Origin of the sequence: Bathymodiolus azoricus thioautotrophic gill symbiont, from assembly GCF_001298715.1 — a bacterium.
Lineage (GTDB): Bacteria > Pseudomonadota > Gammaproteobacteria > PS1 > Pseudothioglobaceae > Thiodubiliella.
Map to the genome: position 1 here is coordinate 1 of NZ_CDSC02000220.1, position 1,157 is coordinate 1,157.

Here is a 1,157-nt window from a genome sequence, read left to right on the forward strand (position 1 = left end):
GGTTTTTTCTTAATGTTGTATTACTCATGTTTTTTCTCCTTTTTAGGGATTATAAAATATGAGGGTTTACACAATCTGGTTTACAGGGTCTATTTGGCAATATAATAGAGAAGGTACCACTGAAGTTAACCAACCTATCTGCACCTGTGCCTCTGGCATCACAAAAAAAACGCTGTGTTTTCTTATGAATTTACTAGAACCCTACCACCAAACCTACACCTACGACACAGGCAATAATCTAACCAGCCTATCTCACCAAGCAAACAGTGGTGATTGGCAACAAACCCTCGCCATCCACCCTAATAACAACCGTGGTACTGAAACCCAACAATCCACCAGCGACTTTGATGCCAATGGCAATTTATTAAACTTAAACAATATTGGTAACCTAGAGTGGCACTACAACAACACCTTAAATAAACTTACTAAAGCAGACAAACCCAACACCACAGAGTACTATGTTTATGATTATCAAGGCAAGCGAGTCCGCACTGTGGTTGAATCTAACAACCAAACACAAAGCCAAAGAGACTACCTGCCCTCACTAGATCTTGCAACCAACCAAGCAAAACAACAAAGTAGCACTCTGCACATTGGCACCCACATCCTTGGTGAAAGTAGTAAAGACAACACGCAAACCCGCTACCAACTCAACAGCCACCTGCAATCCAATACTCTAGAGTTGAACGACAAAGCCCAAACCCTCAGCTACGAACACTACTACCCCTATGGTGGCACTACTATTATCGCTGGCAAAGACAAAACCCAAGTGCAACAAAAACGCTACCGCTACACAGGTAAAGAAAGAGACGACAGTAGTGGCTTGTCCTACTACGGTGCTAGGTACCTAGCTCCTTGGCTAACGAGGTGGATAAGCCCTGATTCAGCAGGGGCAGTTGATGGCTTGAATTTGTATGTTTATGTGGGCAATAATCCCCTTAAATACACAGACCCGACAGGGTATGTTCAAGTTATTCCAGTTGACATGCGTCCGCCCTATGGTGAAATAGATGTGCTAAGCCCAATTGAAGGAACTTATCAAAATAATAATTTATTTTATTTTCCTGAAGCGTATGAAAGACTGGAAAATATTGTCAGGACTTATCCTGCTGATAAACTTAACTTGTTAAACAACAATACAGAATTTTTAATAAAAT

1 protein-coding gene is annotated in these 1,157 nt (G+C 41.2%); it reads left to right on the plus strand.

The window, feature by feature from the left end; genetic code table 11:
* Positions 1-184: 184 nt before the first annotated feature.
* On the plus strand, positions 185-1,157 hold a 973-nt coding region (locus BAZSYMA_RS04200; RefSeq protein WP_241502551.1), incomplete at its 3' end, for an RHS repeat-associated core domain-containing protein.